Origin of the sequence: Collinsella aerofaciens, assembly GCF_028206995.1 — a bacterium.
GTDB lineage: Bacteria > Actinomycetota > Coriobacteriia > Coriobacteriales > Coriobacteriaceae > Collinsella > Collinsella aerofaciens_AQ.
This window is the reverse complement of the sequence record NZ_JAQLFL010000002.1, coordinates 66,485-85,172: the sequence shown is the minus strand read 5'-3', so window position 1 is coordinate 85,172 and position 18,688 is coordinate 66,485. Positions and strand designations below refer to the sequence as shown.

The following is an 18,688-nucleotide window of genomic DNA, read 5'->3' as shown; positions in this document are numbered from 1 at the left end:
CCCTGCTCCCAACCGCCGAAGATACACGTAAGCGACATGTCCATGAGGGTATAATTTGCACCGTATGTCTGCACAACGCCTGTGCGCGTACGGTTTTATTCGGGCTACCGTCCATTTCCGTGGAGGCACGGTTCGGCGGCCCTAACAAGAGAGGGGTTCTATGTATAAGATCCTGGAGAAGACGCAGTTCTCGGAGAAGGTGTTCAAGTTCCGCATCGAGGCGCCTGCAATCGCCAAGCATGCGCACGCTGGACAGTTCCTCATGGTTCGCGCCAACGAGACGGGCGAGCGCGTCCCGTTTACCCTGGCTGGCTGGAACGGTGACGAGGGCTGGGTCGAGTTCATCTTCATGGTGATCGGCAAGACCACCGAGATGCTGTCCACCTACGAGGCCGGCGAGTCGCTGCACGACGTCGTGGGCCCGCTGGGCGTTCCCACCGAGATGGCCGAGGGCCCCTGCGCCGTCATTGGCGGCGGCGTCGGCCTGGCAATTGCCTTCCCGGTCGCCAAGCACCTGGTCGAGACCGGTCACGAAGTTCACGCCATCATGGGCGCCCGCACCAAGGACCTCCTGCTCATGGAGGACCAGTTCCGCGAGCTCCTCGACGAGGACCACATCCACATCACCACCGACGACGGCTCCTACGGCGAGCAGGGCGTTGTTACCGCTCCGCTGGAGCGCCTGCTGCAGGACAAGGCCGTGAGCCAGGTCTTCTGCGTCGGCCCCGTTCCGATGATGAAGTTCTCGACCCTCACCGCCCAGAAGTACGACACCCCCATCACCGCGTCCCTCAACCCCATCATGGTTGACGGCACCGGCATGTGCGGCTGCTGCCGCGTCGAGGTGGGCGGCGTGACCAAGTTCGCTTGCGTCGACGGCCCCGACTTCGATGCCACCCTGGTCGACTGGGATGACCTTCGTGCCCGCCAGGCCGCTTACCGTTCCGAAGAGGGCGAGTCCCTCAAGGCCTATGAGGAAAAGAGCTGCGCATGCCACTAGTTAACGGTCGTTTCGTTGCCGATATGAAGTCGCCCCGCACCCCCGATAACGAGGAGCCGGCTGCCGAGCGCGCCTGCGACTTCCGCCCCGTCGACAAGGGCTTCACCGAGGAGATGGCGCTGGCCGAGGCCGAGCGCTGCCTCAACTGCAAGAAGCCGTTCTGTGTTGAGGGCTGCCCCGTCAACATCAACATCCCCCGCTTTATCGAGCAGATCCGCGAGAAGGACTTCGGCGGCGCTCTCGATACCATCCGCGAGGACTCCATGCTTCCCGCCATCTGCGGCCGCGTCTGCCCGCAGGAGAACCAGTGCGAGGGTAAGTGCATCCGTGGTAAGAAGTCCGAGCCCGTGGCCATCGGCCAGCTCGAGCGCTTCCTGGGTGACCGCCCCGAGCTCGCCTCCACGCCCAAGATGGCCCCCAAGAACGGCAAGAAGGTCGCCGTCGTCGGTTCCGGCCCGTCCGGCATCACCTGCGCCGGCGAGCTCGCCCGCAACGGCTTTGACGTCACCGTCTTCGAGGCCTTCTTTACCGGCGGCGGCGTGCTGGTCTACGGCATCCCCGAGTTCCGTCTGCCCAAGGCGGTCGTCAAGCGCGAGATCGACGGCCTGGAGGACATGGGCGTCAAGTTTGAGTACAACTCCGTCGTGGGCAACATGGCCACGGCCGAGGAGCTGTTCGAGCAGGGCTTCGACGCCATCTACGTGGCGACCGGCGCTGGCCTGCCCAAGTTCCTCAACGTCCCCGGCGAGAACCTGCCCAACGTCTTCTTCGCCAACGAGTACCTCACCCGCGTGAACCTGATGAAGGCCAACAAGTTCCCCGAGTACGACACCCCCACCAAGCACGGCAAGAACGTCGTCGTCTTTGGTGGCGGCAACGTGGCTATGGACGCCGTCCGTACCGCCAAGCGTCTGGGCGCCGAGCACGCCATCATCGCCTACCGTCGTACCGAGGACGAGATGCCCTGCCGTCGCGCCGAGCTGCACCATGCTAAGGCCGAGGGCGTCGAGGTTCTGCCGCTCGTCTCCCCGCTCGAGTTTGTCGCTGGCGAGGACGGCTCCGTATGCGCCGTCAAGGTCCAGAAGATGGAGCTCGGCGAGCCCGACGAGTCCGGCCGTCGTCGCCCGGTGCCCATCGAGGGCGCCATCGAGGAGATTCCCTGCGATGTCGCGATCTCGGCTATCGGCACCAACGCCAACCCCTTCGCAAAGAAGATCGGTGGCAAGATGGAGCTCAACAAGTGGGGCTACATCGTCGCCGACGAGGAGACCGGCCAGACCACCGATCCCCGCATCTGGGCCGGCGGCGACATCGTCACCGGTGCCGCTACGGTCATTCTGGCGATGGGCGCCGGCAAGAAGGCCGCCGCTTCGATCACCAAGAGCCTGCTGGGCGAGTAATCACCTACAGAGCTAGCCACCAAACGGCAAAGTCCCCGTCGAGCACACGCCCGGCGGGGACTTTTTCTATGCCGGCCGCCCAAACCACCACGATGGGGACAGGCACCTTTGTGATGGTTTTGGTCGGTTAGTCTTCGAGCTGCGCCACCTTGTAGCGGTAGGCTGCGGCAATAACGTCTTTGCAACCCTCGCGGCCCAGCTTGGCGCGGTTGACGACGATGTCTTTACCGCTCGTCATCTTCCACTTTCCGGCACTGTAGCGCTTATAGAACGCCTCGCGCGCCTTCTGCTGTTGCTTGACCAGCTTGGCACCCTTCTTTTTGTTAAGGCCACGCTTTTTGCGCACGATCTCGACGCGGTCCTCAAAGGGGGCTGTCACCAACACGGCAATGTGGTTGGGGTTGTTGCGCAGCAGGTAATCGGACAGACGGCCTTCGATAATGCAGCTCTCGGTCTCGCCCAGATCCAAAATCACCTGGCTCATCTTTTGGAACAACTTATCCGAGTACGAACGCGCATCGTAGCGGTCGGGCAGAAACGCCATGTTCTCCACGGCCAGGCGCTCGTCGTAGGCAGCCATCTTGTCGAGCGACTCGCCCGCGCGCAGCGAAGCACGTACCAGCAGCTCGTTATCGTACAGCGGAATCCCCAACTCGTCGGCAAGCATGCGACCAATCTCGTGGCCCTCGGCGCCAAAGTCGCGCGCGATGGTAATGACCACAGGACTCTTCTTATTCACCAGATCGCTCATCGCGATTCCTTTCTCTATGTGACAAAGGGGCTGTCCCTTTGCCACATTCTACGCTGCCACCATTCGCCTCTGATACGCTCGGACCAGCAGCGAGATACCAAAGTTGAGCACAAAGTACATCGCAAACACCAGGCCGTAGAGCATAAGCACCTGCGACAGGTCGATCGCGTGGGCCATCACGACGTTTGCCGTGTACATGAGCTCGGCCACGTTAATGCCCGAAAGATACGAGCTGTCCTTAATGACGGTCGTGCACTGGCTAAACAGCGCCGGAATGATCGTCTTAAATGTCTGCGGCAGAATGATGTAGCGCATGGTGGCAAAGAAGCCAAAACCCTGGCTCTGCGCCGCCTCAAACTGGCCGCGCGGAATCGAGTTGAGGCCGCCGCGCACAATCTCGGCCATAACGGCGCTGGTAAACATCGTAAAGGCGATGGTCGAAATCACAATGTCCAAACCCTGCACCGTAAAGTAGATAAACAGGATCCACAGCAGGTTTGGCGTGCAACGGAACAGCTCGATATAGGCGCTTACCAAAATACGGAACGGGCGGGGCGCATAGCTCTTAACGAGCGCCAGTACCGTGCCAAAGATCAGCGAGAAAAAGATCGACAGCGCCGAGATCTCGATCGTCTTAACAAAGCCGCCCCAAATGTAGAGCAGGTTGGTCGCGTTGAAGATTTCCATGCGCTAGGCCTCCTCTACGTTGTCGAGCCCCAGCTCGGCCAGACTCACGCCGCGCGGACGCTCCTTGGAGCGGCGCTCGAGCCACTGCACCAGCATGGCGAGCGGAAAGCAGATGATGAAGTACATAAGGCAGCAGACGATGTATCCCTGCAGGTAACCGTACAGACTCACAAAGTTGTCGGAACGGTACATAAGGTCGCCGCCGGCCACAAGTGCCAGCACCGACGTGTTCTTGACCAGGTTGAGCGCCTGGTTACACAGCGGCGGCAGAATGATCTTGAACGTCTGGGGCAGCACGATGTACCAGTATGCCTGCGCACGGGTGAAGCCCTGGCTCTGGGCCGCCTCCATCTGACCGCGCGGAACCGCCTCGATACCAGTGCGGATGACCTCCGAGATGTAGGCCGCGTGATACAGACCCACACCCAAGAAGCCCAGCACGAACGGCGCGATGCGCACCGGCTGGTCGGCACCGGTTATGGCCTGCAAAAACTGCGGACCGGCCATGTACATAAAGAGCACCTGCACGGGCAACGGGGTGTTCTGGTAAAACTCCACGTACACGCGGCTTATGGCGCGCAGCACGCGCGAGCGAGTGGTAGAGAACACGCCCAGCAGCGTGCCCAGCACCAGCGACAACAGCAGGCCGGCAACGACCACCTGCAGTGTCACGCCAAAGCCCTCCCAGAAGGGCCCCATGTTTTGAAATGTCGTCGACCAACGGTCGGCGTCAAATAATCCTTCGAGCATTTGATTCCTTCCTTGGACGATGCGCCTATACAAGACCCCAGGTCTTGACCTCTTGGTCGAGCCAGCCGTCGGCTAGGCGGTTGCAAATCACCCGATCGACCACGGCCGAAAGGTCGCAGCCCTTCTTGGTCGCCACGCCGTAGCCCTGCTCGCCAAACTTGACCTCGGGCTGCAGCAGCTCAACGGTCTCGTTCATATAGCCGGCCAGCGTGGAGCGGTCCATGGCAAAGACGTCGATATTGCCGGCGTCGAGCGAACTCTTGATGATGGGGTAGCCGCTAAAGGCCCTAAACTCGGGCTTGCAGCTAAAGCCGTTGTCCTTGATCATCTGCTCGATCAGGCCCTGCGTGGTGGCACCCTGGCTTACGCCAATGACCTTGCCGTCCAGGTCCTCAATCGAGGTAAAGCCCGAACGTTTCTTGACCATGAGTCCCACGTAGTCGGTGCGGTACGGCGTCGAGAAATCCCAGCTCTTCTTGCGCTCGTCGGTGATGGTGTAGGTCGCCGCGACCACGTCAAGTTGGCCGTTATCGATCAGCGGGCCGCGCGTCTTGGGCGTTACGTCAGTAAACTCGACAAGCTCCTGGGCGCGGGCCTCCTTGTAGCTCACGCCAAAGACGGCAGCAGCGATCTGGTAGCACAAATCGACTTCCATGCCCTCAAAGCGGCCCTTGGCGGTGTCGTAATAGCCGTAGCCGGGAACGTCCTTCTTAACGCCGGCATTCAGATGGCCACGCGATTTGATGGCCGCAAGCTTGGACCCCTTGTCGGAGCCCTCGCCGCTGGTGGAGTTGCCGCAACCGGTAAGCGCGGTCGCCGTCAGCGCAAGCATGCTGGCGCCAGCCAGCTGCAAAAAGTGACGGCGCGACACGGCCTCCCTCGTCATATCCGTCATGTCCATCACCGCGCCTAGTGCAGAATCTTGGACAGGAACTCGCGACAGCGCGGGTTCTCGGGGTTATCGAAGAAGTGCTCGGGCGTGCCCTCCTCCAGAATGCGGCCGTCCTCCATAAAGATGACGCGGTCGGCCACCTGGCGCGCAAAGCCCATCTCATGCGTCACGCAGATCATGGTGATGTCCTCCTGCGCGAGCTCGATCATGACGTCCAGAACTTCCTGGACCATCTCGGGGTCGAGTGCCGAGGTCGGCTCGTCAAACAGGATGATGGGCTGCTTGGTGCACAGGGCACGGGCGATGGCGATGCGCTGCTGCTGACCGCCCGAGAGATTCTGCGGATACTCGCCGGCCTTATGCGCCATGCCGACACGCTTGAGCGCGGCGATAGCGATCTCGGTCGCCTCCTCCTTGCTCTTCTTTTGTAGCTTGATGGGCGCGAGCGTCAGGTTGCCCAGCACCGTCATGTTGGGATACAGGTTGAACTGCTGAAACACCATGGAGCTATACTTGCGAGCCATCTCCAGGTGGTTCTTTTTGGTGAGCGGCGTACCGTCGATGACGACCTCGCCCGACGTGGGCTCCTCCAGATAATCGACGCAACGGATGAGCGTCGACTTACCCGAACCGGAAGGCCCGATCATTACGAGCTTCTCGCCGCGCTTGACGGTGAGGTTGATATCTTTGAGCACATGCAGGTCGCCAAAGTACTTGTTGAGATGCTTGATCTCGATCATGTCTGCCATGAATGTCCCTTCCCTGCGTTTACACGAGTTGAACTATTGTACGGAAAGAACCACGTTTTCGCAGCCCACACTACATTCCCGTAAAGAACCCGCAACCTTCCACTCACTCATTGGGGACCGACTTAAATGAGTGCCTACTCATTGGGCACTCATTTAAGTCCGTCCCCAATGAGCACCGCCCAGCAAAAAAGGGGCGCGACCGCAATGGTCACGCCCCCTCAGCCTCAACTGTGTACCGCTCGGCCCTTACGCAAGCTTTGCTCCGACGATCTTTGCTGCGGCCGGCTTATCGAAGTTGCCGCCGGTGGCCTTGCCCAGGGCACCCATAACCTGGCCCATCTGCTTCTTGGACGTGGCACCCAGCTCGGCGATAACCTGCTCGATCAGGGCCTCGAGCTCCTCACCCGAAACCTGCGCGGGCAGCAGGCTCTCCAGAATCTTGACCTGCTCGGTCAGGTTGTCGGTACGCTCCTGGTCGGTGCCGGCCTTGATGGACATCTCCAGCGTCTCGCTCGTCTGCTTAATCAGACGCTTGATCATGCTGTTGACGTCTTCCTCGGTCACATCGCGACGCTCGTTGACCTCGATGTTCTTCACCTCGGCCTTAACCTGGCGAATGATAGACAGGCGAACCTTGTCCTTGGCCTTCATGGCCGCGATCATTTCCTTCTGCAGCTCTTCGTTGGTCATCTGCAAATCCTCCTCAATAGTGCGGGCGGCACTCACACGAGCGCCGCCCCATGATTACTCAGTCGTCGACGAATTGTCGGTCGAACTCTTGGTGACGCCCTTCAGGCTGACGTTGTACGGCACGTCCTTGGGCATGGGGTTAACGGTGATGTCGGCGTCCTTCTTGTACTGCTCCAGCCACTCGCTGTACGCGGTGCTTGCCGCCTGCGTCTTCACCACGTTGGAGACGTACTTCTTGATGTCCTTGGGCACCTGCTTAATGTCATCGACCTGATTATCGACATGGAAGTAGTCGGTGCACTTGATGATGTGATAACCATAGGTCGACTCGACGACGTCGCTCACATCGCCCTTGTTGAGCCCCTCGAGCGCCGCCTGGTAGCTGTCGACGAAGGTGGTGAGCTTGTCCCAGCCCACATCGCCCTTCTTGTCCTTGGAGCCGGTATCGTCGGAGTACTGCTCCACGGCGTCCTCAAAGCTCAGCTCGCCGGAGTTGATCTTGTCCAGGCACTCCTGCGCCTTGGCCTTGGCGGCAGCTTTGTCCTCGTCGGAAGCGTCAGAATCGACCTTGATCAGGATATTCGACGAACGACGGGCATCGTTGTAGTTGGACAGGTTCTCATTGATGTAATCGACAATCTCGCTGTCCTTGGGCTTGCTGGTGGGTGCCACGGCATCCTTGAGCTTCTGCTGCGCCAGGCTCTCCTTGAGCGAATCCTTGTAGGTGTCCTCGGTGTAGCCGTAGGTCTTAAGCGTCTTCTTAAAGGTCTTGGCGCCGCCCGCGCTCTTGCACGCGTCCTTCCAAGCCTTCTCGACCTCCTTGTCCGACACCGTCACGCCGTTTTCCTTCTGCGCCTGCTGAAGCAGAATCTGCTGCGCGTAGGAGTCAATGAGCTGCTTGCGGTACTTCTTGGGCGTGAGGTCATTGTCAACCAGGTACTGTGCCCAGTCCTTGTCCTTGGTGTAGCCGTAGGACGTGCGCATGCTCATAATCTGCTTGGTCACGGTGTCCTCGGTGAGGTTGGTGCCGTTGATAGTGGCAGCCACGCCACCAGTGAGCTTATAGCCTGAGCTGGCGCTTTCGGTCTGCGACATCAGGCCGGAGCACGCCATGGCCGAGACGGAGAGCAGCATCGCCAGCACGCCGATGACCACCAGGACAATCTTGACGGTCTTGGACACATAGGTCTTGCGCTGCTTCTTGCGAGAGCTGGAGGCGGCGCGGGACCGTTGCTCGGACGTCGGCGCGACCTCGGGGTTCTTTTTCTTATTTGCCATGTTTGGCCTTTCGCATTACGAATCGAACAAACGCCATTGTGTCACAACGCAGCCCCCGCGACACACCTGGTGCATGGGGGACAGGTTAATCTGCACCATTTTGGTGCAAAGGGGACAGACCCGGCAGTCAGGGACGTTCCTTTTAGGCCGGCAGTTAGGGACGGTCCCCCAGTGCCGACCTTAAAAGTGGCGACGGATGGCGTCGACCATGCCCTGCGGCGTGGTCTGGCCAAGTACATCGGCTGCAGCGTCGGTGTCCATAAAGTTATTCATGAGCGCCTGAAGTGCCTCGACCTGGCCGCCCGGCTCGGCAATGCCCAGGTTGATGACGATCTGCGCCGGCACCGGGGCACCCATGCCCGCCATCGCGTTGAACGTCACAGGTGCGGCGGGCTTTACCACCGCAATATAGGGCTTGGCCACAAATCCCGGATCGGTATGCGGAATGGCGATGTTTGCCGCCGGCATGGCGAGACCCGTGGGATAGGCGTCCTCGCGCGTGCGGACGGCGTTGAGCCAACCCTCGGCAATGTAGCCGCGCGGGGCAAGCTCGCCCTCGAGCCGCGCAAACACCTCGCCCGGCGTCGCGCACTCCCAATCAAAAAACACCAGCTCGGGCGTAAACAGCGCTTCGTTATTCGCCATACGCTCACCTCTCTCACCTAGTCACCTGGGACGTTCTTAAACGACTAGTCGTTTAAGAACGTCCCCAATGACTACCTAAAACAAAGGATGGCCACTTGCGCCTTGGCGCCAATGACCACCCTGACTACTCGGCTAAATTGTACTGTGCGCCACTAGCCGCGAGGCGCATCAATTGCGACCTTGCCGCTCTCCAGCACGTGAACGCGACCGTCGGCGAGCATTTGCACGACCTCGGGATACAGCACATGCTCGATCGCGTGGATGTGCTCCTCGAGTGTGTCGACGTCCCAGCCCTCCTCGACAGCCAGCGCGCGCTGGGCGATGATGGGGCCGTTGTCGTAGATCTCGTTGGCAAAGTGCACGGTCACGCCGGTCACCTTGACGCCGCGAGCAAACGCATCGTCAATCGCATGGGCGCCGGTAAAGCTCGGCAGCAGCGCCGGATGCAGGTTGACCACGCGATTGGGGAACGCCGCCAGCAGCGGCGTGTGCACCATGCGCATGTAGCCGGCCATGACCACATATTCGCAGCCGCGCTCGAGCAGCTCATGCGCAATGATCTCGTCAGCCGCGATGGGATCGGCATAGACATCCTTGGACAGCGTGAGTGTCTGGATGCTCGCACGCTCGGCACGCTGCAGGCCCTTGGCCGAAGGACGGCTCGACACCACAAGTTCAATCGAGGCGTTGAGCTTGCCGGCGGCGATCAGGTCGATCAGCGCCTGCAGGTTGGTACCCGAACCGCTGATAAGCACGCCAATCTTAAGCGGCTCGGCCGTATCGGTGCCGGTCGGACGGGTGTAGGGTACAAAGCCCAGGCCCTCGGCAGCAGTCATCTGCTCGTTAGCGCTCATCGGAGTACACGACCTTACCGGAGCCCTCGACGCACTCACCCACGCGGAACGGCTTCTCGCCTAGCGCGACCAGAGCCTCGGTCACGGCAGCCTCGTCCTCGGGGGCGACGATCAGGCACAGGCCGACACCCATGTTGAAGGTCTTGCATGCCTCGTTGGGCGCGAGCTCGGCCTGACGCGACACGTAGGTGATGACGGGCGGAACATCCCAGCCCATCTCGGCGCCGTTGCGGGTGACCACGGCATCGACGTCGTCGGCGAGCGCGCGGTTGAGGTTCTCGGTAATACCGCCGCCGGTGATGTGGGCGATGGCATGAACGTTGGCGCCACCGCGCAGCAGCTCAAGAATCGGCTTGACGTAGATGCGCGTGGGGGCCAGCAGAGCGTCGGCCAGCGAAGCACCGCCGAGCTCCTCGAGCGGACGGCTCAGCTCCTCGGCCTTAGCGGCAGCGTCGGGCGTGCCCGGCTTGATGCCGTCGACACCGATAACCTTGCGCACGAGCGAGTAACCGTTGGAATGCACGCCGGTGGAAGGCAGGCCCAGGATCACATCGCCGGGGCGAACGTTCGCGGGGTCGAGCATCTTGGGACGATCGACAACACCCACGGTAAAGCCGGCGAGGTCGTAATCGGCGGGGGCCATGACACCCGGGTGCTCGGCCATCTCGCCGCCCACGAGCGCGCAACCCGCGAGCTTGCAGCCGTCGGCCACGCCCTTGATGATCTTTGCCATGTGCTCGGCCTCAATGTGACCGATGGCAACGTAATCCAGGAAGAACAGCGGCTCGGCGCCCGAAGCCAAAATGTCATTGACGCACATGGCGACCAGGTCCTGGCCCACCGTCTCGTGACGGTCCATGATCTGGGCGAGCACGAGTTTGGTGCCCACGCCGTCGGTGCCGCTGATCAGGATCGGGTCTTCCATATCCTTAAGCGCGGCGGCCGAGAACAGGCCACCAAAGCCGCCGATGCCGCCGATAACCTCGGGGCGGTTGGTGTCCTTGACCATCTGCTTAATAGCGTCGACGGCGCGGCCGCCCTCGGCGGTATCGACGCCGGCGTCCTCGTACGTCACATGCTTGCTGTCGCTCATCTGAGCCTTCCTCTCCCACTACCGTTTGCCGCACAGGCACCAAACGGTGCTCATAGTTGCGTTCATTTCGGCGCACGCCATAACGGCACGCGCCGTCATATCAACAAAACAGCAGGTAAAACCTACCAAAATAAACCTGTCCCTACATGGCAGGCTTTAGGCCTCGCCGTGCTCCTCTTCCCAGCTGCGGTCGTCGTATTTCTCGACCACGGCGTCGTCGTCAACGTGCAGCGGCTTGTCCAGGTTGCGGGGCTTAAAGCCCTCCATGAACTTGTCGCGGCCAAAGCTCTCGGGAATCGCCACGGGGTAGCGTCCGGTAAAGCACGCATCGCAGTAACCGCCCTTGGGCATGACCTTCAGCAGGCCCTCGACCGAAAGGAAGGCCAGCGAATCGGCGCCGATATACTCGCAAATCTCGTCGACCGTCTTGTTGGCGCTGATAAGCTGCGACTGCACGTCGGTATCAATGCCGTAGAAGCACGGCCAGATGACCTCGGGCGAGTTGATGCGGATGTGAATCTCCTTGGCGCCGGCGTTGCGCAGCATCTTGACGAGCTGCACCATGGTGGTGCCGCGGACAATGGAGTCGTCAATGACGACCAGGCGCTTGCCCTCGATGTTGTCGCGCAGTGGGTTGAGCTTCATACGCACACCCATGGCACGCAGCTCCTGCGTAGGCTCGATAAACGTACGGCCCACATAGCGATTCTTGATGAGGCCCTCGCCAAAGGGAATACCGCTCTCGTGCGAATACCCCTCCGCGGGCGGCAGGCCGGAGTCGGGCACGCCGATGACCAGGTCGGCCTCGACGGGCTCCTCATGTGCCAGCTGACGACCCATGTCATAACGGCAGGCGTAGACGCTCTTGCCGTTCATGATGGAGTCGGGGCGAGCGAAGTAGACCTGCTCAAAGATGCAGTTAGCAGGCTCTTCGGCGGCAGGCACGCCCTGCTCGGACACAAGGCCCTCGGCGCTGATGCGCAAAATCTCACCGGGACGGACGTCGCGGACGTACTCGGCGCCCACAATGTCGAGCGCACAAGTCTCGGAGGCAACGACCCAGCCGCCGGCACGCGTGACATGGGTGGCAGCGTCGACCGTCGCGGCGTCGTCTTGCGACGGCAGTTGCGAAACGGAAGCGGCATCGGCCTGGTCCAGGCCCTCGTCCACGAGCTTGCCCAGCACCAGCGGGCGAATGCCATGCGGATCGCGGAATGCGTAGAGCGCCTGCTCGTTGATGAGCGTCATGGCGTAGCCGCCGCGCACGAGCTCCATGGTCTTGCGAATGCCCTCGCGCAGATGGCCTGTACGCTGAGTAAAGTAGCCGATGAGTTTGGTCGCGACCTCGGAATCCGAGTTGGAGAGGAACGGTACGCCCAGCTCGATCAGCTGGCGACGCAGCTCGTCGGTGTTGACGAGGGTGCCGTTGTGCGCGAGCGCGATAATGACGCTATTGATGGTAGAGAGGTGCGGCTGAGAGGCTTCCCAGCTCTTGGCGCCGGCGGTGCCGTAGCGCACATGACCCACGGCCAGCTGACCGGAGAGCGTCGACAAGTCGGCATTGGAGAACACGCGGTCGAGCAGGCCCAGATCCTTGCGGACCATAACCGTACCGCCGTCACCAACGGCGATTCCCGCCGATTCTTGGCCACGGTGCTGCAGTGCACGCAGGCCAAAGTACGTCAGTCGAGCCACGTCGCGATCGGGCGCCCAGACACCAAAAACGCCGCATTCCTCATGCAGCTGGTCGGAGTCCGGATCATACGTCGACATGGCGTTCACCTGTCCCGCGGCGCGCTCGGCCGCGCGGATGGTTTCTTGAGACATGGCATCCCCTCAGAGCCTCGTATTTTGGCGTTACCCGCCTTATTATACGCACGGCGCGACGCGCTCCCCAGCGCATGAGCAGCGCTTTTTAAAAGCCCACCGAGCTTATTATCCGTTTTGCGACCAAACATTTTATTGGATAGTCCACTCTCAGGGGCAACGGCCTCGAAGACTTCCCGTGCGCCGTGTCTCGCCCGCGCTAGGGGCTACATTGTTGCAATTGGGACGTTCGTCCTGTCTTTTAGCTGGTCGTCGGCGTATCCTTGTAGGCTACTACAAGACGAGAAAGGTAGCGTATGGATCGAAATCAACTCGACCCCAGTGTCCCCAGCACCACGGAGGCCAAGAAGGTCCCCCTTATCATCAAGGTCTACGCAGTCCTGTGCACCCTATCTGGCGTGGGCACGCTCCCGTCAGTCGCCGTCTTTATGTGGCAGGTCATCACCGCACTCATTAACGGCAACGTCGCCGCTAAGCTCGGTGATAACACCCTGGTCGCGGTTGGCCTTATCGTCGCCGGCATTATGCTCTCGGCGGCAAGCGCGATCATCTTGATCGTCTTTGGCCTGGACCTCATCAAGGACCAGCGGCGCAATGCCGCCCGCCTGTCTTACGTCCTCATCGCATTTACCGTCGTGGAGCTTTTAGTTGACGTGATGCTCCAGGGCATCGGACCCTTCCTGCTGCGCCCCGCCGTCCAGCTTGTCATCCTCATTGCGCTGTCGGCCACCGTCGACCCCACGCTACGCCAGGAGCGCGAACTGCAGCGCCGTCTGCAAGAGATGCTCGACCGCGATGCCGCCGCCGAGGGGATGCTCGGCCGCGACGAAACCGGCGAGGGCTACATCAAGCTCAACTACTTCAACCTGTTCTGGGTATTCTTCGTCTGCAGCGTGTTAGGTCTCATTCTCGAGGAAGTCTGGCATATGGTCGTCGTCGATCCCGGCGTCTATCAGGACCGTGCCGGTATGCTATTTGGCCCCTTTAGCCCCATCTACGGATTTGGCGCGGTGCTCATGACCATGGCGCTCAACCGCTTCTATAAAAAGAATCCTCTGATCATTTTCCTGGTAAGTGCCCTGATCGGCGGCGCTTTCGAGGTGTTTGTAGGCTGGTTTATGCAGACCTCATTTGGCGTGGTGTCGTGGAGCTATTCACACATTAGGCTATTCGGCATGCCCGATCCCATCGCGGTATTGACCGGGGGACGCACATGCACGCCGTTTGCCTGCATGTGGGGCCTGGGTGGCCTCATCTGGATCAAGGTCTTGCTGCCGCGCCTGCTTAAGCTCATCAATATGATTCCATGGAAACGCCGCTACTCTGCTACCGTCATCCTGACCGCCGTCATGTTGATCGACGGCGTCATGACGTTGCAATCGCTCGACTATTGGTATCAGCGCGTCAACGGAACCGTTCGAAATATTCCCGTCGCACAGTTCTATGACAAGCATTTCGATAACGAATATATGGAGAACCGTTTTCAGAGTATGACCATGAGCCCCAAGGACGCCACACGCGTGTAGCAAACGCCAGAGCAAAATAGCTCCAACACATCAAAGCCCGCTGGCAGTTCAACATGAACTGCCGGCGGGCTTTCGCTATAGACAGACTCGGATTGCCGACGAGGCCTTACGCCTCGCGCTCGACCTCGCTCACGCACTCGTTCTTGATGGTGCCGACGAGCGACTGCAGCGCATCGACCACATGCGGGCGAATGTCTCCGCCAATGAGCACGAGCATGATGTCGTCGCCCACGGCGAGCTCGCCGCTTGCCAGCCACACGCGCACATAGCCGATACCCGGCATCGCGCGCGTGGCCTCGATAGCAGCCTGCACTTTCTGAGCATCGAAGCCGAACACCATGCCGCCCACCTTGTGGCCCGGCGCCACGCCATCGGTCTCGACACCGCGCGCCTCGGCCTTGGGCGTCGCGCGCACCACACCGTTATGTGTCAGATACATACCGCACGCAGGTGCCGACGAATCGGCCTTGGCCTCGCGCAGCCAAGCATCAACCGAAGGCATCGTTTTGCCATTCTCGAGCATCATTTCCCCTTTCACCGTCATTGAGTAGCCCATTATCTATTCCTCGACCGGCGTGAGCACCATGACGGCACGTGTGTTGCTCAGCGATAACGAACGACAGGTCACAAGCGTTACGACCTTGGTTGCCGAGGCGGCGCGATCGCCCGCATCGCTCGCCACGGCAGAGGCACCGTCGAGCATCTCGGACAGATAGTTCTTGAGCCCGTCGTCGCCCTCAAAGTTGGTCGCGCGCGCCTTGGAGTACGTATCCTCAACGACCTTGGTCGCCAGCGGACGCAGCTTATACGTTGCATCGCGCGTGATGTAATACACGTACTCGATGCTATCGAACGTCGCTTGGTCGGTGGTGTCCGAAATCACGTTGAACATCGACCCATCGTTCATATGGTGGCCGTAGATCGTGGTCTGCTGATCCACCATGCCCGGCGCGGTATCGTCGCTGTCCAAGAAGATCGCACCCGATGCATTGGACGTACCGTCAAACAGCGTGTTGAGGTATTTGGAGTTGTTGTTGGTCTGCACGACGGGATAGTTGATGTTGGTGCCGGGCGCGTAAATCCAACCCACAACCTCGGGATTCGTCTGGGCAAGTGCATCAAAGTCGATAATCGGCACGCCGCTGGCGTCCTTATCGCTTATATATTGCTTCTCGATTTTCTGATACGAATCGCTCGCCTGCTTATAGCCAATCTGAGCATTAATAAAGATAGCGGCAGCGGCGACAATCAGACCGATGCCCACGATGATGAGCAGAATGGGAATAATGGAGCGGCGCTTTTTGCGCGGCGGCTCGGTGTAATCCGACGGCGCGGCATGCGATGAAGACCGGGGCGGCTTCTTAGCGTTGCTATAAGATGAAGGTCGATATGCGGCCGGCGCGTCCTGTCGACGATGCGTCGCCGGCGTTACGGAACGCGGCGCGCGCGGCTGCTGAGGAGAGGATGTCCGACCCTGCTGTGCCGCATGGGCAGCACCCGGCTTCGACGGATCGGGAATCTGAGAAGCCTTGAATCGTTTTCCCTGATAGTCGGACATGGCTCTCCTTATACTGCGGTGAAACGGCGGAACGCCTAGGCGTCGGCCATCTCCTGCTTCATCTTCTCGATAACCTTGCGGTACTCGGGGTCGCAAGCGCCCAGAATCTGCGTGGCGTAGATGGCGGCGTTCTTGGCGCCGTTGATGGCAACGCAGGCCACGGGCACGCCCGAAGGCATCTGCACCATCGACAGCAGCGAATCCATGCCGCCCAGGTCACTCGTCTTCATAGGCACGCCGATGACCGGCAGCGGCGTAAAGGCAGCCACGACACCACCCAGGTGAGCGGCCTTGCCGGCGGCGGCGATAATCACTTTGATACCGCGATCGGCGGCAGTCGAAGCCCACTCGTGGACCTTCGCCGGTGTGCGGTGTGCGCTCGCAATGACAAGCTCATAGGGCACGCCCAGCGCCTCGAGCTCGGCGGTGCAACCTTCCATAACGCCCAGGTCGGACTTGGAACCCATGATGATCCCGACAACCGGCTTTTGATCTGCCATAAACAAAGACCTCCTGTTGAGAACGGCGACGCGGCGGATCCGCGACCCTTAACTACTGAGAGTAGTATAGCTGCTCCCGTCCCTGCGGTCTTTGTGGCGCTTCGCGGGCGGGCCAGGCTTTATCTTCACTCCGGTTGCTTCGCAAAGTCGTTCAGATAAAGCCTGGCCCGCCCGCGAAGCGCCCTGCGACCTACCGGGAATTGCCATGACGTACGTTGGCTGATGAATTGGAAGGAAAGGTCAACGGAGACTGAAGGCAATTGGTTCAGCGAAAAACCCTGACGAATCTAATTCGTCAGGGCCCCACCAACGCTCACTCGTCGTTCATCGTTAAAGCTAGATATTCTCTTCCGCCCATTTCTCGAAATCGAGTTCTCGTCTCTGAGCAGTTCGGTAGACTTCCATGTCTTCGCGAGCGCCTACCACTACGATGGCCATCTTTTCTTTAATTCTGATGAGGCGGTACACGATTCGAATGCCACTTCCCCTGAGCTTGATTTTCATAAAGCCAGTCAAATCCGTACCTGCCTTGTTTCCAAGAGGCTTGCCGAATCCACCTTCGTTCTGCGGCAATGGGTTCGTTCTGATTTTTTCTATAGCCTTAAGGACGATCTTTCGTTGGGAGCCGTCCAGACGCTTAATATCCTTGAGAGCATCCGGGTAGAAAGCGACTTCGTACCCACTCATTCAAACTCGACCTCATCCATCTGATCGAGTTCGTCCTGGCTCACACCCAGCTCTTCCATAACATCAGACAGGGAAACAAGCGCATCGTCACGTGCCACAGCCACTCTCTTAAGTGCCAACGTTAACAAGGCGAGGTCCTCCTCCGCTTGCTTCGCTTCCCTATATTCATCGGGTGTCACAATCACAAACGCTGGCTTGTTGTGTTTGAGAACCACAACTGGATTGTCGTCCCCAACCTTCGAAAATGCAGCCGAGCCCTTACCGTGGCTGAAATCGCTAATTGGAACAAGGTTGTCGAGCATCTGCAAAGCAGGCATACATACCTCCTAAAAATGAATTCTTTTTCGAATTCATTTTATCATTCTTTTTTGCTATATTGTACCACGCAACCGAAACAACCTTTTAGGATACGAATCCGAGCTTAGAATGACTGTTGGCCCTCGCACCGCCCTTGCCTCTTTTATTACGTCAAGTGGTATACAGCGAAGCAAAATGGCGATCTAAAGTGCGCGGCACTCACCTCGTATCGCTACAAAAAACAAACTGCTCCCCACCCACTCGGGCAAGGAGCAAGCCTCATTTTTAATCAGACTGAGAACCACGAATGCAGAAACACAGGCGACTTCAGTCCCTTATCGCCGAGAGACGTTATTGTACAGCCATTTCTTTAAGCTTCTCAGCCATCAACAAACACACGTCTTCCGATTGCGGGTACACGCCAAAAAGATCGAAGAAACCATGGTCACATCCGGCATATTCGATGACCTCGACATCGATTCCTGAAGACCGTAATTTTGTAGCCCATTTTTCATCGGGGATACGAAGCGGATCGTATTCGGATGTCACGATAGTCACCGGGGGGAAATCAGTGCAGTCCTCAAGCATTAGCGCAGAAATCAACGGGTCATGAGGAGACATTTTTCCGTGTGCACAAAGTTCGACCATCGGGCCGTCCGAATCGCGAAGATGGTCGATGCGAAAACGCGCAACGTCCTCTTGATCGGCTATCGCAGGAAAATCCTCATATCCCTCGCCCTGTTCGCCCGCAAGGTCGACTTCAGGATAGATTTCGAAGGCATGGGCTACAGCTCCAGCACCCCTGAGCTGAACACACGCATTAGTAAGGCTTCCTCCCGCAGAGTCGCCGGCGACCATTATTTTATGAGGATCGATTCCGAGATCCCCGGCATGCTCGCGCACATAATCAAGAGCAAGAACGCAATCCTCGATCTGCCCGGGAAATGCCGTCTCCGGCGCCAAGCGGTATTCCGGATAAACCACCACTGCACCAGACTTTTCGGCGATGAACTCGAGCTGATGTTCAAATTGCAGAACATTCCCCGCCATAAACGCGCCGCCATGCAGGTAAACTAGCGCTGGACTTGCCTCCTTATGATTTGGTGGCGTCCAGACGAATAAATCTATATAGCGATCGGCTGCCTCCATGAGGACCTCATCGCGCTGAACCTCACCATCGAGTAGGCGGTATGTCGGCTTATCCGGGCGATGACGCATTCCAATAAGGCTCGTCCAGCTCGGAGACATGCTAACATTCCGCATCTTCTTGCGGGATACCTCGAGAATTCGCGGGTCAAGCACATGCTCTCTTTCATCATCAGGAACCGGACGAATTTGAACCTCGAGTCCCCTCTTCTCGGTTATAAACGAGCGACCGGAGATGGCGCCAATCAACGCCTCGTCGTATTGTCTGCCCATCTTAAATCCCCTCTCGGCGATAACGCCAAATCGATATTTCCATAACTTTTGAGATAACGGCTTATGATGTCCTCAGTTGTCGTAT

General features: G+C 59.3%; 20 protein-coding genes. 3 read left to right on the top strand and 17 right to left on the bottom strand.

The window, feature by feature from the left end; all coding sequences use genetic code 11:
* Positions 1-160: 160 nt before the first annotated feature.
* Complete coding sequence (locus PMX60_RS02295; RefSeq protein ID WP_271746730.1) at positions 161-1,000, top strand: sulfide/dihydroorotate dehydrogenase-like FAD/NAD-binding protein; 840 nt, start codon at positions 161-163, stop codon at positions 998-1,000.
* Positions 991-2,400, top strand: a complete 1,410-nt coding sequence (gltA, locus tag PMX60_RS02290; protein WP_006235794.1) for an NADPH-dependent glutamate synthase — start codon at positions 991-993, stop codon at positions 2,398-2,400. Before PMX60_RS02295 ends, gltA begins: the two co-directional genes overlap by 10 nt.
* Before the next feature lie 127 nt (positions 2,401-2,527).
* Here the strand turns inward: gltA and PMX60_RS02285 are convergent, their stop codons facing one another.
* The 11 genes from PMX60_RS02285 to PMX60_RS02235 form a co-directional block, all read right to left on the bottom strand.
* Positions 2,528-3,151, bottom strand: coding sequence for a cytidylate kinase-like family protein (locus tag PMX60_RS02285; protein ID WP_271746729.1), 624 nt, complete (start codon positions 3,149-3,151; stop codon positions 2,528-2,530).
* Between the two features lie 48 nt (positions 3,152-3,199).
* Positions 3,200-3,838, bottom strand: a complete 639-nt coding sequence (locus PMX60_RS02280; protein ID WP_271746728.1) for an amino acid ABC transporter permease — start codon at positions 3,836-3,838, stop codon at positions 3,200-3,202.
* Positions 3,839-3,841: 3 nt separating this feature from the next.
* Positions 3,842-4,588, bottom strand: coding sequence for an amino acid ABC transporter permease (locus PMX60_RS02275; RefSeq protein ID WP_035136546.1), 747 nt, complete (start codon positions 4,586-4,588; stop codon positions 3,842-3,844).
* Between the two features lie 25 nt (positions 4,589-4,613).
* Positions 4,614-5,489 (bottom strand): transporter substrate-binding domain-containing protein, encoded by an 876-nt coding sequence (locus PMX60_RS02270; RefSeq protein WP_271746727.1) that lies wholly within the window; start codon positions 5,487-5,489, stop codon positions 4,614-4,616.
* An 8-nt stretch (positions 5,490-5,497) separates the two neighbouring features.
* On the bottom strand, positions 5,498-6,229 hold the full coding sequence (locus tag PMX60_RS02265; RefSeq protein ID WP_022094215.1) for an amino acid ABC transporter ATP-binding protein: 732 nt from the start codon (positions 6,227-6,229) through the stop codon (positions 5,498-5,500).
* A 246-nt stretch (positions 6,230-6,475) separates the two neighbouring features.
* Positions 6,476-6,919: a GatB/YqeY domain-containing protein gene (locus PMX60_RS02260; protein WP_006235801.1), complete on the bottom strand. Its 444-nt coding sequence runs from the start codon at positions 6,917-6,919 to the stop codon at positions 6,476-6,478.
* Between the two features lie 54 nt (positions 6,920-6,973).
* Positions 6,974-8,197, bottom strand: a complete 1,224-nt coding sequence (locus PMX60_RS02255) for a peptidylprolyl isomerase (protein WP_271746726.1) — start codon at positions 8,195-8,197, stop codon at positions 6,974-6,976.
* A gap of 180 nt (positions 8,198-8,377) precedes the next feature.
* Positions 8,378-8,842 carry a PTS sugar transporter subunit IIA gene (locus PMX60_RS02250; protein WP_271746725.1) on the bottom strand — a complete coding sequence of 155 codons (465 nt, stop codon included), beginning with the start codon at positions 8,840-8,842 and terminating at the stop codon, positions 8,378-8,380.
* Between the two features lie 152 nt (positions 8,843-8,994).
* Positions 8,995-9,696 (bottom strand): phosphoribosylglycinamide formyltransferase, encoded by a 702-nt coding sequence (gene purN, locus PMX60_RS02245; protein ID WP_271746724.1) that lies wholly within the window; start codon positions 9,694-9,696, stop codon positions 8,995-8,997.
* Positions 9,686-10,789 carry a phosphoribosylformylglycinamidine cyclo-ligase gene (purM, locus tag PMX60_RS02240; protein ID WP_271746723.1) on the bottom strand — a complete coding sequence of 368 codons (1,104 nt, stop codon included), beginning with the start codon at positions 10,787-10,789 and terminating at the stop codon, positions 9,686-9,688. Before purM ends, purN begins: the two co-directional genes overlap by 11 nt.
* A gap of 156 nt (positions 10,790-10,945) precedes the next feature.
* On the bottom strand, positions 10,946-12,616 hold the full coding sequence (locus tag PMX60_RS02235) for an amidophosphoribosyltransferase (RefSeq protein ID WP_271746722.1): 1,671 nt from the start codon (positions 12,614-12,616) through the stop codon (positions 10,946-10,948).
* Between the two features lie 296 nt (positions 12,617-12,912).
* Here PMX60_RS02235 and PMX60_RS02230 point away from each other — a divergent pair, with 296 nt between their 5' ends.
* The gene (locus PMX60_RS02230; RefSeq protein ID WP_271746721.1) at positions 12,913-14,142 is read left to right on the top strand and encodes a putative ABC transporter permease; all 1,230 of its coding nucleotides are present in this window, start codon (positions 12,913-12,915) and stop codon (positions 14,140-14,142) included.
* 106 nt (positions 14,143-14,248) lie between these two features.
* On the opposite strand, the gene PMX60_RS02225 is transcribed toward PMX60_RS02230, so the two are convergent.
* From PMX60_RS02225 to PMX60_RS02200, 6 genes are all read right to left on the bottom strand, one after another.
* Positions 14,249-14,698, bottom strand: a complete 450-nt coding sequence (locus PMX60_RS02225) for a molybdenum cofactor biosynthesis protein MoaE (protein ID WP_271746719.1) — start codon at positions 14,696-14,698, stop codon at positions 14,249-14,251.
* 3 nt (positions 14,699-14,701) lie between these two features.
* The gene (locus PMX60_RS02220) at positions 14,702-15,700 is read right to left on the bottom strand and encodes a class B sortase (protein WP_271746717.1); all 999 of its coding nucleotides are present in this window, start codon (positions 15,698-15,700) and stop codon (positions 14,702-14,704) included.
* 35 nt (positions 15,701-15,735) lie between these two features.
* Complete coding sequence (purE, locus tag PMX60_RS02215; RefSeq protein WP_006235810.1) at positions 15,736-16,200, bottom strand: 5-(carboxyamino)imidazole ribonucleotide mutase; 465 nt, start codon at positions 16,198-16,200, stop codon at positions 15,736-15,738.
* Between the two features lie 336 nt (positions 16,201-16,536).
* Positions 16,537-16,887, bottom strand: a complete 351-nt coding sequence (locus PMX60_RS02210; RefSeq protein WP_006235811.1) for a type II toxin-antitoxin system RelE family toxin — start codon at positions 16,885-16,887, stop codon at positions 16,537-16,539.
* Positions 16,884-17,204, bottom strand: coding sequence for a type II toxin-antitoxin system prevent-host-death family antitoxin (locus PMX60_RS02205; RefSeq protein ID WP_006235812.1), 321 nt, complete (start codon positions 17,202-17,204; stop codon positions 16,884-16,886). The genes PMX60_RS02210 and PMX60_RS02205 overlap by 4 nt, the downstream gene beginning before the upstream one ends.
* 331 nt (positions 17,205-17,535) lie before the next feature.
* On the bottom strand, positions 17,536-18,603 hold the full coding sequence (locus tag PMX60_RS02200; protein WP_271746716.1) for an alpha/beta hydrolase: 1,068 nt from the start codon (positions 18,601-18,603) through the stop codon (positions 17,536-17,538).
* Positions 18,604-18,688 lie beyond the last annotated feature (85 nt).

Bases quoted from the DNA above. Each gene is read 5' to 3' on its own strand.
- PMX60_RS02295 (WP_271746730.1), top strand. From the start codon at position 161: ATGTATAAGATCCTGGAGAAGACGCAGTTCTCGGAGAAGGTGTTCAAG.
- PMX60_RS02235 (WP_271746722.1), bottom strand. From the start codon at position 12,616: ATGTCTCAAGAAACCATCCGCGCGGCCGAGCGCGCCGCGGGACAGGTG.
- PMX60_RS02220 (WP_271746717.1), bottom strand. From the start codon at position 15,700: ATGTCCGACTATCAGGGAAAACGATTCAAGGCTTCTCAGATTCCCGAT.
- PMX60_RS02285 (WP_271746729.1), bottom strand. From the start codon at position 3,151: ATGAGCGATCTGGTGAATAAGAAGAGTCCTGTGGTCATTACCATCGCG.
- PMX60_RS02225 (WP_271746719.1), bottom strand. From the start codon at position 14,698: ATGGGCTACTCAATGACGGTGAAAGGGGAAATGATGCTCGAGAATGGC.
- PMX60_RS02200 (WP_271746716.1), bottom strand. From the start codon at position 18,603: ATGGGCAGACAATACGACGAGGCGTTGATTGGCGCCATCTCCGGTCGC.
- PMX60_RS02280 (WP_271746728.1), bottom strand. From the start codon at position 3,838: ATGGAAATCTTCAACGCGACCAACCTGCTCTACATTTGGGGCGGCTTT.
- PMX60_RS02230 (WP_271746721.1), top strand. From the start codon at position 12,913: ATGGATCGAAATCAACTCGACCCCAGTGTCCCCAGCACCACGGAGGCC.
- purM (WP_271746723.1), bottom strand. From the start codon at position 10,789: ATGAGCGACAGCAAGCATGTGACGTACGAGGACGCCGGCGTCGATACC.
- gltA (WP_006235794.1), top strand. From the start codon at position 991: ATGCCACTAGTTAACGGTCGTTTCGTTGCCGATATGAAGTCGCCCCGC.
- PMX60_RS02265 (WP_022094215.1), bottom strand. From the start codon at position 6,229: ATGGCAGACATGATCGAGATCAAGCATCTCAACAAGTACTTTGGCGAC.
- PMX60_RS02205 (WP_006235812.1), bottom strand. From the start codon at position 17,204: ATGCCTGCTTTGCAGATGCTCGACAACCTTGTTCCAATTAGCGATTTC.
- PMX60_RS02275 (WP_035136546.1), bottom strand. From the start codon at position 4,588: ATGCTCGAAGGATTATTTGACGCCGACCGTTGGTCGACGACATTTCAA.
- PMX60_RS02250 (WP_271746725.1), bottom strand. From the start codon at position 8,842: ATGGCGAATAACGAAGCGCTGTTTACGCCCGAGCTGGTGTTTTTTGAT.
- PMX60_RS02260 (WP_006235801.1), bottom strand. From the start codon at position 6,919: ATGACCAACGAAGAGCTGCAGAAGGAAATGATCGCGGCCATGAAGGCC.
- PMX60_RS02270 (WP_271746727.1), bottom strand. From the start codon at position 5,489: ATGGACATGACGGATATGACGAGGGAGGCCGTGTCGCGCCGTCACTTT.
- PMX60_RS02210 (WP_006235811.1), bottom strand. From the start codon at position 16,887: ATGAGTGGGTACGAAGTCGCTTTCTACCCGGATGCTCTCAAGGATATT.
- purE (WP_006235810.1), bottom strand. From the start codon at position 16,200: ATGGCAGATCAAAAGCCGGTTGTCGGGATCATCATGGGTTCCAAGTCC.
- purN (WP_271746724.1), bottom strand. From the start codon at position 9,696: ATGAGCGCTAACGAGCAGATGACTGCTGCCGAGGGCCTGGGCTTTGTA.
- PMX60_RS02255 (WP_271746726.1), bottom strand. From the start codon at position 8,197: ATGGCAAATAAGAAAAAGAACCCCGAGGTCGCGCCGACGTCCGAGCAA.